The 13,632-nt window shown below is 66.3% G+C and carries 11 protein-coding genes and 1 riboswitch; of the genes, 3 read left to right on the top strand and 8 right to left on the bottom strand.

Going from position 1 to position 13,632, the window contains the following annotated elements; genetic code table 11:
* Positions 1-26 precede the first annotated feature (26 nt).
* The 4 genes from FJ988_RS16970 to FJ988_RS16955 all read right to left on the bottom strand — a co-directional run bounded on the left by FJ988_RS16970 (position 27) and on the right by FJ988_RS16955 (position 6,443).
* Positions 27-440 (bottom strand): hypothetical protein, encoded by a 414-nt coding sequence (locus FJ988_RS16970; protein ID WP_140819492.1) that lies wholly within the window; start codon positions 438-440, stop codon positions 27-29.
* A gap of 71 nt (positions 441-511) precedes the next feature.
* Positions 512-3,616: an efflux RND transporter permease subunit gene (locus FJ988_RS16965; RefSeq protein ID WP_140819491.1), complete on the bottom strand. Its 3,105-nt coding sequence runs from the start codon at positions 3,614-3,616 to the stop codon at positions 512-514.
* 116 nt (positions 3,617-3,732) lie between these two features.
* Positions 3,733-5,307, bottom strand: a complete 1,575-nt coding sequence (locus FJ988_RS16960; protein ID WP_210242767.1) for an FAD-dependent monooxygenase — start codon at positions 5,305-5,307, stop codon at positions 3,733-3,735.
* On the bottom strand, positions 5,304-6,443 hold the full coding sequence (locus FJ988_RS16955) for an efflux RND transporter periplasmic adaptor subunit (RefSeq protein ID WP_140819490.1): 1,140 nt from the start codon (positions 6,441-6,443) through the stop codon (positions 5,304-5,306). The genes FJ988_RS16960 and FJ988_RS16955 overlap by 4 nt, the downstream gene beginning before the upstream one ends.
* A 326-nt stretch (positions 6,444-6,769) precedes the next feature.
* Positions 6,770-6,973: riboswitch (cobalamin riboswitch) on the top strand.
* Positions 6,974-7,143: 170 nt separating this feature from the next.
* Here FJ988_RS16955 and FJ988_RS16950 point away from each other — a divergent pair.
* The 3 genes from FJ988_RS16950 (at position 7,144) to FJ988_RS16940 (ending at position 10,256) form a co-directional block, all read left to right on the top strand.
* The gene (locus FJ988_RS16950) at positions 7,144-7,932 is read left to right on the top strand and encodes an ABC transporter ATP-binding protein (RefSeq protein WP_140819489.1); all 789 of its coding nucleotides are present in this window, start codon (positions 7,144-7,146) and stop codon (positions 7,930-7,932) included.
* A gap of 27 nt (positions 7,933-7,959) precedes the next feature.
* The gene (locus tag FJ988_RS16945; protein ID WP_140819488.1) at positions 7,960-8,907 is read left to right on the top strand and encodes an ABC transporter substrate-binding protein; all 948 of its coding nucleotides are present in this window, start codon (positions 7,960-7,962) and stop codon (positions 8,905-8,907) included.
* 362 nt (positions 8,908-9,269) lie between these two features.
* Positions 9,270-10,256, top strand: coding sequence for an iron ABC transporter permease (locus tag FJ988_RS16940; RefSeq protein WP_140819645.1), 987 nt, complete (start codon positions 9,270-9,272; stop codon positions 10,254-10,256).
* A gap of 10 nt (positions 10,257-10,266) precedes the next feature.
* Here the strand turns inward: FJ988_RS16940 and FJ988_RS16935 are convergent, their stop codons facing one another.
* The 4 genes from FJ988_RS16935 to FJ988_RS16920 are packed head-to-tail and all read right to left on the bottom strand — an operon-like array spanning position 10,267 to position 13,629.
* Positions 10,267-11,202: a phosphatidate cytidylyltransferase gene (locus FJ988_RS16935; RefSeq protein WP_140819487.1), complete on the bottom strand. Its 936-nt coding sequence runs from the start codon at positions 11,200-11,202 to the stop codon at positions 10,267-10,269.
* On the bottom strand, positions 11,202-11,861 hold the full coding sequence (locus FJ988_RS16930; RefSeq protein ID WP_140819486.1) for a 1-acyl-sn-glycerol-3-phosphate acyltransferase: 660 nt from the start codon (positions 11,859-11,861) through the stop codon (positions 11,202-11,204). The genes FJ988_RS16935 and FJ988_RS16930 overlap by 1 nt, the downstream gene beginning before the upstream one ends.
* Complete coding sequence (locus tag FJ988_RS16925; RefSeq protein WP_140819485.1) at positions 11,858-12,301, bottom strand: hypothetical protein; 444 nt, start codon at positions 12,299-12,301, stop codon at positions 11,858-11,860. Before FJ988_RS16925 ends, FJ988_RS16930 begins: the two co-directional genes overlap by 4 nt.
* Positions 12,298-13,629: a phosphatase PAP2/dual specificity phosphatase family protein gene (locus FJ988_RS16920; RefSeq protein ID WP_140819484.1), complete on the bottom strand. Its 1,332-nt coding sequence runs from the start codon at positions 13,627-13,629 to the stop codon at positions 12,298-12,300. Before FJ988_RS16920 ends, FJ988_RS16925 begins: the two co-directional genes overlap by 4 nt.
* Positions 13,630-13,632: the final 3 nt, after the last annotated feature.

Genomic DNA, 13,632 nt, shown 5'->3' with positions numbered 1-13,632 from the left:
GGTTTCTCCAGATGTTGGGTTGAAGTCTAGTGGGAGGATTGAGCGGCAAGCCGGGTCGAGCCCGTCAATGCCGCCAGGTGAGCAACCACGAACAGCCAGTGCGCCGCGGTTGTGACGTAGCCGACGACGAGCACGTCGGCGGCGATGAAGAACTGCCAGAACAGAAGGTTTGCCGTTCCAAGCAGCACATGCACGGCAGCCAGGACGGCGTGCCAGTTGCGGGAGTAGGCGATGCGCCAGAGCGTCACGCCGATGATCAGCGCCAGCCCATGCGCCTCGATGAAGCCGATGCCGGTGCCGGGCGCATCGCCAAGCAGGATCGCTTCCGGGCCGCGCCCGAAGAAGGAGCCGGCGATATCGGTGAACAGCCCGCCGGCCGAGGCCAGCATCAGGAAGCCGGCGTTGAAGCGAACAAGCAGATTTCCATAGAAGGGGGACATGGTCGTTCCTTTCGGGTTGGGAGTTGTCACGGCGGTCCCGCCGCCGTGACGTGTCGGGTTGCGTTGTCGGTTCAAGCCGCGATGGCCTGCGGCTCGGCGGCGACTGCCGCCGGTTCAGCCGCAGCGGCGGTCTCTGTCGGCGCCTTGATGCCGAACCAGGTGACGTAGAGCGTTGGCAGGAAGACCAAGGTCAGCACCGTCGCCACCATCAGCCCGCCCATCACGGCGTAAGCCATCGGACCCCAGAACACCGTCGGCGCGATCGGGATCATGCCGAGGATGGCGGCCGCCGCGGTGAGCAGGATCGGCCGCAGCCGGTGCGTGGTGGCGCTGATCACCGCCGCCCAGGGCTCCTCACCGGCCGCGATGTGCTGGTCGATCTGCGCGATCAGGATCACCGAGTTGCGGATCACCATGCCGATCAGCGACATGACGCCGAGGATCGCCACGAAGCCCATCGGAGCGCCCGACAGAAGCAGCGCGCCGGCGACGCCGATGATGGCGAGCGGAGCGGTGAGCAGCACCAGCACCAGCCGCTGGAAGCTCATCAGCTGGATCATCAGAACGGTCGCCATGATGAACAGCATCAGCGGGAAGACCACGAAGATGCTGGCCTGCGCCTTGGCGCTGTCCTCGATCACGCCGCCCTGTTCGATGCTGTAGCGCGCCGGCAGCTCGGCCTTGAAGGTGGCGATCGCCTTCTCCAGCCGCTTCGAGACGATGGTGGCGTTCTCGCCCGGCGCGACGTCGGCCTGCACGGTCACGGTCGGCAGGCGGCCGCGGCGCCAGATCAGCGGCGGTTCGGTCTGGTAGCTGAGTTTCGCCACCTGTTCGAGCGGCACGCGCCGTCCGCCCGCAGCGCTGATCGTCAGGCCGCGCAGCGTCTCGATGCTGGCGCGTTCCTGTTCCACGGCGCGGGCGACGATGTCGACGAGATAAATGTCGTCGCGCATCTGCGTAATCTTCGAGCCCGACAGGATCGCGTTGATCGTCTCGGACAGCTGCTGCGAGGAGATGCCCAGCGCCCGTGCACGATCCTGGTCGACCTCGACCTTGATCACCTTGGCCGGTTCGTTCCAGTCGTAGTTGATGTTACGCACCGAGGCGTCGCTGCCCAGCACCTGCGCGAACTGCTGCGCGAGGCTGCGCGTCTTGTCCGCATCCGGACCGCTGACACGGAACTTCAGCGGCCAGCCGACCGGCGGGCCGAGCTCCAGCGGGGTGACGCGGGCCATGACGTCGTCGAAGCCGGTCGACAGCTGCTTCTCCAGCCGGTCGATGACCGCCTGGCGCACGACATGGCCCTTGGTCACGACGACCGCCTGGGCGAAGAAGTCGTTGGCGAGCTGCGCGTCGAGCGGCAAATAGAAGCGCACCGCGCCCTGGCCGACATAGAAGCTCCAATGGTCGATGTCGGGATCGGCCGCGAGCAGCTTCTCGACGCGCTCGACCACGGCGTCCGTAGCCTTGATCGAAGCAGTGCGCGGCAGCGTGAGGTCGACCATGACCTCGGGCCGGTCGGACTTCGGGAAGAACTCTTGGCCGACAAAGCCCATGCCCACGACCGAGAGCGCGAACAGACCCGCGGTCGCCGACAGAACCAGCCACTTCGCCCGCATCGCCATTTCGAGCAGCGCCTGGAAGCCGCGGGCTATGCGCGACGGCTGATGGCTGCCGCCATGGCCCTTGATGCGGTCGGGCAGCAGGAAGACGCCGGTCAGCGGCGTGAACAGCACCGCCACCACCCAGGAGACGACGAGCGCGATAGCGACGACCGCGAACAGCGAGAAGCAGTATTCGCCGGCGCCGCTCTTGGCGAAGCCCACCGGCACGAAGCCGGCGATCGTCACCACAGTGCCGGTTAGCATCGGGAAGGCGGTCGAAGTATAGGCGTAGGTGGCGGCCGAGATCTTGTCGTAGCCTTCCTCCATGCGGGCGATCATCATCTCGACCGCGATCATGGCGTCGTCGACCAAAAGGCCGAGCGCGATGATCAGCGCGCCGAGCGAGATGCGCTGCAAGGAGATGCCGAAATACTCCATGGTGACGAAGGTGATCGCCAGCACCAGCGGGATGGCGACGGCCACGACGACGCCGGGGCGCCAGCCGAGAGCCAGCAAGGAGACCGCAAGCACGATGGCGATCGCTTCGCCGAGGCTCTTGGTGAACTCGCCGACGGATTCTTCCACGACATGCGACTGGTCGGCGACCAGGCCGAGCTCGACGCCGAGCGGCAGCTCGGCCTCCATCTCATGCATCTTCTCCTTGACGTTTTCGCCCAGCGCCAGCGCGTCGCCGCCGGCCGTCATCGACACGGCGATGCCGACGGCAGGCTTGCCGTTGAAGCGGAACATCGGCTGCGGCGGGTCGGAATAGGCGCGCTTGACCTCGGCGACGTCGCCCAGGCGGAAGTAATGGCCGTTGGCGTAGAAGTTGATCGCCTTCAGGCTTTCTTCCGAGGTGAAGGAGCCGGAAACGCGGATGGCGATGCGCTCCGGGCCGGCATCGACCGTGCCGCTCGGCGTCAGCGCGTTCTGCGCCTGCAGCGCCTGCGTCAGCGTGCCGACGTCGAGGCCGAGTGCGGCCACCTTCTGCGTGGAGAATTCGAGATAGATCTTCTCGTCCTGCTGGCCGATCAGGTCGACCTTGGCGACATCCTTCACGGTGAGCAGGCCGGCGCGCAGGCTGTTGGCCATATCCTTCAGCTCGCGATGGCCGAGGCTGTCGGAGGTCAGCGCATAGATCAGCGAATAGGTGTCGCCGAACTCGTCGTTGAAGAACGGCCCTTGCACGCCGGACGGCAGCGTCGGCTTGATGTCGTTGAGCTTCTTGCGCACCTGGTACCAGAGCGGCTGCACCTGGTCGCCGGCGACGGTGTCCTTGAGGTTGACGAAGACGACGGATTCGCCCGGCTTGGTGTAGCTCTTGACGTAGTCGAGGTCGGGCAGCTCCTCGAGCTTCTTCTCGATGCGGTCGGTGATCTGCTCGACCGTGTCGCTGGTGCTGGCGCCCGGCCACATCGTCTTCACCACCATGGTCTTGATGGTGAAGGGCGGATCTTCCTCGCGGCCGAGGCCGCCATAGGCGTAGAGCCCGGCAAGCGCTGCCGCGATCATCAGGTAGACGATGAAGCTGCGGTGGCGCAGCGCCCATTCGGAAAGATTGAAGCTGGTCATGACAAATCCCTCTCAGCGCGCGCGAAGGCGCGTTCCGCCGGTTTTTGCCGGCTGGCCAAAACAATGACGGTTGGGTTTCCGCTCAGCGCCCGCCGCTTGGCGGGCGCCGTGGCAATTCAGGCCAGGCTGTGCATGGTGCCGGGCACACGGTAGGGCGCGCGCTCGCCAAGCCTCGGCTTGATGGCGAGCCCGGCCAGATAGCGCTGGAAGCTGGCAGCCTCCTGGACGGGAGAGGCGAGCGCGACATGGCCGTCCGGTCTCACCAGATAGGCGGCGTCGCGCTGCAGGCCGGCTTTCGCCGCTACGTCAGACCAGGCGAAGGCGTGAACCGGAATGCCGGTCGACGCCAGCATCGCGCGGAACTCGGCATTGACCGCTCCATAGATATGGACCTGCCAGTCCAGCGAGCGCAGCGGCTCGAAATTGTCGCCGTTCGCGGCCGGCACGTAGGGCAGGCGGTCGCCGCCGCTGACAGTACCGGCCGTACCCGAGCTGATCGGCCCGGCGCGGTACTCGATCGCCGCCTGCGAGATCAGGCCGAAGAACCGCCGCGAACCGAACGAGGTGTGCAGCGCGATGTTCATGATCTTCGGCATCAGATAGCGGCGGAAGAGCCCGATTGCCTTCGAGCGGCTGGTGATGAAACGGAACACCTTGTCGGTGCTCTCGATCAGCTTGTGCGCGAAGGCGATGCGCTCCGGCTCGTAGCTGTCGAGCAGGCGCGGATCGGCGCGGCCCTGCGCCACGGCGCCGAGCTTCCAGGCGAGGTTCACCGCATCGCCCATTCCGGTGTTCATGCCCTGGCCGCCGGCCGGGCTGTGGATGTGGCCGGCATCGCCGACAAGGAACACGCGGCCGACGCGGAAGCGCTCGGCGACGCGGTGGTGGACGCGGTAGGTCGAGAACCAGTTGACCTCCTCGACCTTGATGCCGGTGTCGCGCTCGACATCGGCGCGGATCGCCTCGAAGGTGATCTCGTCATCGGCCTCATGCGCCTTCGGCACGATGCCGATCAGGCGCAGCGAGCCCAACTGCCTGACCGGCATGACGATGGCGAAACCGTAGCTGCTGATCGTCGTGTCCATGCCGTTGGGCGTGACCTCGCCGGAACCCTTCACATCGGCGACGTAGAAGGACTGCTCGTAGGTGCCGCCGGGAAAGCCGATGTTCAGCCCATGGCGCACGGCGCTGCGGGCGCCGTCGCAACCCGCAAGATAGGCGGCACTCACCGTTTCGGTGCGGCCGTCCTTGGCGAGCGTCGCGATCACCGCATCGCCCTTGTCCTGGAAGGCGACGAGCTCGGTGCCGCGCTCGACCTTTACGCCGGCGCGCTCCAGATGCGTGATCAGCACGCGCTCGTGGATGTCCTGCGGCAGGGCGAAGGCGAAGGAATATGGGCTGATGCCGCGGCCGAAATCCGACAGCGGCAGCCTGGCGGCGACGCCGGCCGGCGTGTGGATGGTGAGCCGCTCCATCTTCACACCTGCGTCAAGGATATCGTCGACGATGCCGATCTGGCGGTGGAACTCCAGCGTGCGTGCCTGGACGGCCAGCGCCCGCGAGGTTTCGCCGGGAGCGGCGGCCTTGTCGAAGATACGCACTGGAACACCGAGCCTGGTCAGCCAGAGCGCGAGCGTCAGGCCGGTCGGGCCGGCGCCGGCGATGAGGATCTTGGTCTTGGACATGGTCATTTTATCCCTCCTTCGAGGATACGGACTTTTTCGTGTTCCCGCAGCCGGTTTACGCCGGCGGTGACGACGAGATCGCCTTTGGCGAGCCCGTCGCTGACGACAACGCGGTCGGTCTCGTAGCGGGCAACGGTGACGGGCTTGAGCTCGACAGCGGACGAGGCGGTGACGACCCAGACGGCCGGCTGGCCATCCTTGTCGAACAGCGCGCTGCCGGGCAGCACGACGACGGACTTGCTGGCGATCTCGGCGCGGCCGGCGACGCTGGAGCCGAAGCGCATTTCGGCAGGCGCATTCTCGAGCGAGACCTTGACCTGGAAGGTGCGGGTCGCGGCATCGGCCATCGGCGCGATTTCGCGAACAGTGCCGATAGCGGTGATCGCCGGGTTGCTGAGCAGCGAGACCGTCACCTTCGGCGGATGCCGCGTATCGGGGGTGTTGGCAAAGGCGGCTTCGGCGATCGAGAACACCGCGTCGCGGTTTTCGGGATCGGCGACGCGCACCACCATCTGCCCGACATTGACGGACTGGCCGGATTCGGCGCCGGTGGCGGTGACGATGCCGTCGAATTCGGCGCGCAGCTCGGTGTAACCGAGCTGGTCCTTGGCCATGGCGAAGGCGATGTTGGCGGATTTCAGCTTGGCCTCGGCCGAGCGGAGATTCTTCAGCGTCGCATCGTGGTTGGCGCGGGTGGTGAAACCCTTGGCGAGCAGGGCGCCGATCCGCGCCTCGGCAGCCTTGGCTTCGACCAGCACGGCCTCGGCCGCGGCGACATCGGCCTCGGCGCTGGCCAGCCGGTTGCGGTAATCCTGGTCGTCGACGCGGGCGAGAACCTCGCCCTTCTTCACCGTGGCGCCGATCTCGGCGACGCGCTCGACGATCTTGCCGGAAACGCGGAAGCCGAGATCGCTCTCCAGCCTCGGGCGGATCTCGCCGATGGCGCTGCGGGTGTCGGCATTGCTGGACGGGACGACCGCGACGGCCTTGACGAGCTTCGTCTCGGGCGCGGCGGGTTTTGTGCTCGAGGCCTCGCTGCGCGTACCGTGCCAGACCATCGCGGCGCCGCAGGCAAGAACGGCGATCGAGCCGGCGACAAGGCGGCGCCTCAGCGCCTTGTTATGAAGAACTGCGGCAATCATGTTGTCTCCACCAGGTTGCGGTCGCGCAAGGAGGATGCGGCAACCGGAAAAATCATTGGCTGGCCAAAAAGATCGGGCGTTTGCGGCCTGTCTTCGCCAGCCCGATCTTTTTGCGGTTTCGGGCCTCGGAAATCCCGAACGGTTTCTGAAAATTTTCCGATGTTTGACTGAGAACGGTCTGGCAGGGGTTGACATGCGTATGTCAACAATATGTAACGTTATTACATTTCAAGCCGTGGTAATCTTGAATGCTCTCGTCTTTCGGCGGCCGCGCCATCACCCTGCATGTCCGGGCAGAACCCCGTTGCGACTCGCGCGCCGGCGGACTACGCTCGACACGTCATGGTCCCCGCGCCGCAAGGCGAGGGGTGAAAAGGGAACATGGTGAGACCTTTGGGTCGATGCCGTGGCTGCCCCCGCAACTGTGAGCGGCGAGCTCCATCCGAAACGCCACTGGCCGGCAAGGCTGGGAAGGCGGATGGCGCAACGACCCGCGAGCCAGGAGACCTGCCATCGACATGAGTTGACCGGACGGGGTGTGCCGGGAGGAGACGCGGGCGCCGGTCCTGTCGGCCGTCCGGATTCCTTCCGTCGCGATTTTGGAAAGTGACGGAATGCTGGAAGACCCTAGCCATCGCATCGCCTGTTCGCTGTGCCGCTGTCCCGTGAGTGCCTCGGGCAGGGTGCGGGAGCGAGGTCGATGAGCGCGCCGCTGCTCGATGCCCGCGACCTCAACGCCACGGCAAACGGCCGGACTCTGGTCGAGAACGTCAGCCTGTCGCTGGCGGCCGGCGAGCGTCTCGCCATTATCGGCCCCAACGGCGCCGGCAAGACCACGCTTTTGCGCATGCTGTGCGGCGCGCTGGCGCCCAGCGCCGGCGAGGTGCGGCTGTCCGGCCGCCGCCTCGACAGGATCACGGCGGCCGAGCGGGCGCTGAGTATCGCCGTCGTCGGTCAGACCGATCAGCCTGATCCGAGATTGGCGGTGATCGATTATGTCGAGCTCGGCCGCGTGCCGCATGCGGGCTTGCGGCGCCGGCACGAGGATCGCGACATCGTCGTCGAGGCGATGCGCCGGACAGGCCTGTTGCCGCTGCTTGGCCGCAGCATCGGCTCGCTGTCGGGCGGCGAGCGCCAACGCGCCCAGCTTGCGCGCGCCATCGCGCAGGAACCAAAAATCCTGTTCCTCGACGAGCCCACCAACCATCTCGATCCGCGCGCCCGCGGCGAGCTGCTGGACCTCGTCGCCGGCTTCGGCATGACGGTCGTCGCCGTGCTGCACGACCTGGCGCTGGTCGCGCCCTTCGCCACCTGCGTCGCGGTGATGAGCCATGCCCGGCTGCACGCGCTGGCGCCGCCGCGCGAGGCGCTGGCGCAGCCGCTCATCCGCGCCGTCTTCGGCATCGACGTGCTGCGCCTGCCGCACCCGACCGAGGACCGCGAGCTCACAATTTTCGATCTGCCCAACCGCACCTCTTCGCCGTCCTGAACCTGCCAATCCAAAAGGAGCATCCCCGTGAAACGCCTTGCCTTGTCGCTTGCCTTTTCGCTTGTCGCGTCCGCCGCCTTTGCCTTTCCGGTCACCGTCGACAGCTGCGGCAAGCCGCTCACCTTCGATGCGCCGCCGAAGCGCGCCGTCATCCATGACCTCAATATGGCCGAGATGGCCTTCGCGCTGCATTTGCAGCCCTCGATCGTCGGGCTGACCGGCATCACCGGCTGGTACAAGGTCGGCCCCGAATTCAAGGCCGAGCAGGGCTCGATCCCGGAGCTCGCGCCGAAATATCCGACATTGGAGAACCTGGTTGCCGTACAACCCGACTTCTTCTTCGCCGGCTGGTATTACGGCATGAAGCCGGGCGGCGAGGTGACGCCCGACACGCTCGCCCCGCACGGCGTCAAGACGCTGGTGCTGACCGAAAGCTGCGTCCATCTCGACAAGAACCGGCCCGCAGCCTCGATGGACCTGCTCTATGGCGACGTCGAGAAGCTCGGCAAGATTTTTGGCAAAGAGGCCGAGGCGGAGAAGCTGGTCGCCGGCTGGAAGGCCGAGCTTGCCGACATCACCGCCAAGGTCGGGGACCGCAAGGGCACGCGGGTCTTCCTCTATGACTCGGGCGAAGACAAGCCTTTCACCGCCGGCAAGTTCGCCATTCCCAACGCCATGATCACCGCAGCCGGCGGCGAGAACATCATGGCCGATATGGACACAAGCTGGGGCAATACCGACTGGGAGACGGTCGCCTCGCGCAACCCGCAATTCCTGATCCTGCTCGATTACCAGGATGGCGGCGGCTACAAGAAGCTGCTCGATTTCCTCAAGGCGCATCCCGCGATGAAGGAGACGGACGCCGTCAAGAACGAGCGCTTCGTGGCGCTGCGCTACGCCGAGCTGACGCCCGGCCCCGCCAACATCGAGGCCATCGGCAAGATCGCCCGCGCGATGCACCCGGAAGCGTTCTGAGGTCCGGATGGGTAGGGGATGTCTCCCTTGAAGGATCGCCTGGCTTTGAAGCGCCCACATTGGAGATTGGCTGAAACGCCCGCGACGTCGTCATCCACGGGCGGAGCAAGGAGCGAAGCGACGCGGCGCAGACCCGAGGATCCATGCCGTGACGCTGAGGCGCCGCTACGGTGCAGAATTCTGCTCCGTGGCACCCCGTGCGCGAGGTCACGGCATGGATTCCAGGGTCTTCGCGACGGAGCTTCGCTCCTGCTTCGCCCAGCAATGACGAAGTCGCGAAGGCCTCGGCTAATCCCGAACGCAGGTATCGCGGCGGCAGGCCCCACGCCGTGAACCTACATCACAAACCCTTCGCCCTGGCCATGACGCTGGGCGCGGCGCTGCTTGCGGCGCTCGCCCTTTTGTCGATCGCCTATGGCTCGACGCTGATCCCGCTGCGCGACGTGATCGGCGCGCTGGCGCACGCTGCTGGGCTGGATGGCGGAAGCCCGTCCGGCCCGGTCGGCAGCATCGTCGTCGACCTCAGGTTGCCGCGCACCTTGCTGGCGATCGCCGTCGGCGCCGGCCTCGGCGTCGTCGGTGCGCTTCTGCAGACCGTCACCCGCAACGATCTTGCCGACCCGTTCCTGTTCGGCCTGTCCTCGGGCGCGGCGGCCGGCGCTGTCTCCGTCATCACAATCTTCGGCGACACGTTCGGCATCTGGACGCTGCCGCTCGCCGCCTTCACCGGCGGCATCCTGGCGGCGGCGATCGTGCTTCTGCTGGTGTCACGGGTGAGGGGGCAAGGTCCCGAGCGGCTGATCCTTGCCGGCCTCGCCGTATCCTTCCTGTTCACCGCCTTGACCAACTACCTCGTCTTCGCCGGCGACCAGCGCGCTGCCCATTCCGTTCTGTTCTGGACCATGGGCGGCCTTGGCCTCGCCCGTTGGGATAATATCGGCCTGGCGGCGCTGGGGGCGGGCATCATCGTCGCCTACGGGCTCTGGAACCATCGTCGCTTCGACGCTTTCCTGGCCGGGGAAAGCGCCGGCGAAAGCCTTGGCGTGCCGGTGGCGCGCATGCGCAAGGTCACCTTCCTCGTCGCGGCGCTGGCCACCGCCATCCTGGTCGCGGTCGCCGGCGTCATCGGCTTCGTCGGCCTGATGATCCCGCATCTCAGCCGGCCGCTGGCCGGTCCGTTGCACCGCAACCTGATCGTTGCCTGCGCGCTGTTCGGCGCCATTCTGCTTCTGGCCAGCGACCTGCTTGCCCGCACGCTGCTGCCGCCGCAGGAACTGCCGATCGGCATCATCACCAGCTCGCTCGGCGCCTTCTTCGTCGTCACCATGCTGATGCGCAATCGGCTGTGATCGGCGAGGATCAGACCGTCCAGAAATAGCGTACGAGGTGGAAGAAGATCGGCGCGGCAAAGACCAGGCTGTCCGTGCGGTCGAGCATGCCGCCATGGCCTTCGATCAGATGGCCCCAGTCCTTGACGCCCTGGTCGCGCTTGATCGCCGAGGCGACGAGGCCGCCGAGGAAACCCATCGTGCAGGCGACGAAGGCGACGCCGGAGGCCTCCAGCGGCGAGAACGGCGTGATGAAAGAGAGCAGCGCGCCGAGCAGGCTCGACGCGACCAGCCCGCCGATCAGCCCTTCCCAGGTCTTCGAGGGCGACACATTGGGCGAGAAGCGATGCTTTCCGAACAGCTTGCCGAAGATGTACTGCAGCACGTCGCTGCCTTGCACGACGATGATCAGGAAGGCGATGAGCAGCAAGTTGCGGCCTTCGAAGCCGGGCACGTTGAGCGTCAGCAGGGCGGGGACGTGGCTGACGCAATAGACCGAGATCATGATCGCCCATTGCTGCGCCGAGACCCGCTCCAGGAAGCGTTCGGTGTCGCCGTGCAGGGCGGTGATCGCCGGCATCAACAGGAAGCAGTAGACCGGGATGAAGATGACGAAGAGCCCGTACCAGGCTGTCCACACCAGCCAGTACTGGAACGGGATGACGATGCCGAACATGCCGAGCAGCACCCAATGGTCGCTGCGCCGGCTGTGGGTGAGCGTGACGAACTCGCGCAGCGCCGCGAACGAGATGAAGGCGAACAGGATCGTCATGCCGTAACGGCCGAAGAAGAAGGCGACCGTCATCAGCGCCACCATCACCCACCAGGCGTTGATGCGCTGGGTGAGGTTGACGAGCGTTGCGCTGAGCGGCTTCGGCGCGCGCATCGACAAGATGCCGGCGGTGACGCTGGCTGTGCTCAGCACCACGAAGAGACCAATGATGAGAATGCTGATTTCGTGGCGCATCAATCGTCTCGGTCGGGGCGCGGATCGAGCGCCAAAAGGGCTTCGCGGGCGCGCTGGAGGAAGGCGCGGCGGTCCTCGCCCGGCGCCACAGCAACCGGCGCGCCGAAGACGACGCGGCAAAGCAGCGGCACCGGCAGGAACTGGCCCTTGGGCAAAACGCGCGACATGTTTTCGATCCAGCACGGGATGAGCTCCACATCCGGCCGCGCCGTCGACAGATTGTAGAGGCCGGAGCGGAAGGGCAGCAGCTCGTCGCTCATGTTGCGCGTGCCTTCCGGGAAGATGATCAGCGAGTGACCCTGGTCGAGCACCGAGAGCATGATCGAGATCGGATGCTCTTCCTCGCTCGTCCATTGCCGGCTGATCAGCACGGAGGACAGCATGTCCTGCGCGATAAAGCGGCGCAGCCGCGACTTGCCCCAATATTCGGCCGCGGCGATTGCATGCGTCTTGGCGCGCTCGGTCTCGCTGAGGCAGGCCGACAGAAGGATGAAGTCGCCATGGCTGGTGTGGTTGGCGAAATAGATGCGCTGCCGCTCCGACGGCTGGCTGCCGTTCCAGATCGGACGCACGCCGGTGACCGCCCAGGCCATCGCCGACAGGCCGACGGAGGTGACCGTCTGCAAGAGCGTGTAGGTGTGCAGCGCCAGCTTGCTCATCGTGGCATCCAGAACCCGGCCCAAAGGAAGGCAACGACGAACACCGCGAAGGCGATGCGCTGCCGGACGAGCAGCCGGCGCGTTCCGGCGATGCGATCGTCGAGCGGGCGCGTCACGGCCGGCGCCGGCTTCAGCCGCATGCGCGCCAGCATGTCGTCGACCGCGGCGCCGCCGGAAAGCTCGTCATCATACGTCGCCATCAGCCGGAACAGCAGCGCGTCGAAAAACAGAAGCGCCGAAAGTCCAAGCACCACGACCGCGCTCGCCGCCGCGCCGAGCAATCCCAGCATCGCGAAGGGAGCATGGAGCGCGCCGCGCGCCGAGGCGACCAGCGGCGCGAGGCAGTCGCCGGCGATCACGATCACGGCCGGCCACGTCGCCTGCGTGACCAGCATGGCGGCGAAGCGGCCTGTTTTTTCCTGATAGGCGGCGTCGTTCATGCCGGCTCGTCCAGTCCGACCTGAAGATGCACCGGCCGGCCCGATGCGGCCAGTTGCTTTCGCGCCTGCGCCGGCGTGTGCGAACGGCCGCTGGTGACAAGCCAATTGGCGATGACGGTGGCGCTGCGCTGGAAGCCGAGCGCGCAGCACACCAGCACCGTGCCCTGACGGCGCGCCGGCTCGATCGCCGCCGCCGCATGGTCGAGCCTGTCGGCCGTCGGCGGCAGTAGATCGAGCATGTCGACGCTGATCCAGCGTTCCGTCGCGCCGCTTGGCCGTTCGAGCTCGGCGGCAAGATCGATCACCGTGCCGAAGCTGTCGGCTTCGCTCGCCGAGGGAAATCGTCCGAGGAAGACGCCGTCTGTTATCGCCACCGTTGCCGGGAGCTTGCGCGTCCAGGCCCAGACATTGACCCTGGCGCCCAGCCGGTACGGCCAGAGCAGGATGCGGCTTGCCGGCGACACATGGCCGTTCGCCGTCTTCTGGAACACTTTCGCGCCGGCCCCCGCATAGGCGAAGGCGACGATGGCGAGCGCCAGCGCCGGCCACAGGAGCACAAGCGCGATCGGAGAGAAAAAGACGCCGATGGCCGCGCCGGCAAGCGCCAAGGCGGCGCCGAGCCCGTAATACAGCGAGAGCCGCCTGGCTTTGAGATCGCCGGTGAGACGAAAACCGGCGAAGGGCAGCTCGCCCTTGGCCGGGAACAGCCAGAGCGCGAAGAAGCCGAGCAGCGCCCCGGTCGGGATGTCGATGAAATGGTGCTGCCAGGTCGTCAGCACCGAGGCGCCGATCAGGAAACACCAGATGTGCCAAACCAGCAGGAGGGACCCGCCGAGGCGCTGGCGCCAGTGATCCCAGATGATCACCAGGAGCGCGATATGCAGCGACGGCGCCTGATTGAATGGCTTGTCGAAACCGCCGAGCACGGCGAACAGGAAGCCCGGCAGGCCGGTGGTCGCCGGCCGCACGAAGGTGGCGGTCAGCGGAAACAGGATGAAGCAAGAAACGGCGACGACCTGCGCGGTAAGATAGCGCCCGGCCAGCCGGTTCACGCCTTGCGTGCTGTCGTTGAGCAGCAGCGATAGGGCGTAGAACAGGTTGATCGACCAGTAGGGCACGATCGTCCAAGCGAGGAACGGTACACGGTGTTCCCAGGAGAACACGATGCTGCCGACGTGCTCCCGCGTCGAGGCCAGCCAATTGGCGAAGCCATAGGTCGAGTAGAAGAACGGCGCGAGAAATGCGAGCCAAAGGGCTGCCCGAATGACGACACGCCCATAGGACTGGGAGGAGGCAGGAAGTGGCGGGGGCTCGGCGCTGGCGGGCATGCG

The organism is Mesorhizobium sp. CU3 (genome assembly GCF_006442965.1).
Classification (GTDB): Bacteria; Pseudomonadota; Alphaproteobacteria; order Rhizobiales; family Rhizobiaceae; genus Mesorhizobium.
Note: the sequence above shows the minus strand (reverse complement) of the source record. Positions and strands in the feature narration are given on the sequence as shown.